We start from the raw sequence: 321 nt of genomic DNA, 5'->3' as shown, positions 1-321 counted from the left end.
AACCGCTGCACCGTCGTGTATGGCGGGTAGCTGTCGGGCAGCAGCCGCCACTGACAACCGCTCGACGCGATGTAGAACAGGGCATTCACCACCGCTCGAAGATCGGTGGTCCGGGGCCGGCCCAGCCGCCGTGGTGGCGGCAGATGCGTCGATATCAGCCGCCATTCCTCATCCGTCGTGTCGCTTGAATACCGCAACCCCTTCCGCCGATACTGCGGTCGGGTGATATCAGTCCAGACCATCTTGTGCTTCGTCGTAGCTCGCAACCACGACCGAATCACAACCGACTGATATCACTCAACTCTTTTCGGGTCAGACACT

The 321-nt window shown here is 60.4% G+C and carries 1 protein-coding gene; it reads right to left on the bottom strand.

Going from position 1 to position 321, the window contains the following annotated elements; translation table 11 throughout:
- Positions 1 to 242, bottom strand: a 242-nt coding sequence (locus tag AAHM41_RS40420; protein ID WP_342242291.1) for a transposase, incomplete at its 3' end; no start/stop codon positions are given.
- Positions 243 to 321 lie beyond the last annotated feature (79 nt).

It is taken from the genome of Inquilinus sp. OTU3971, from assembly GCF_038440215.1.
The sequence above is the reverse complement of the archived record's forward strand: the minus strand, read 5'-3'. Positions and strand labels throughout refer to the sequence as shown.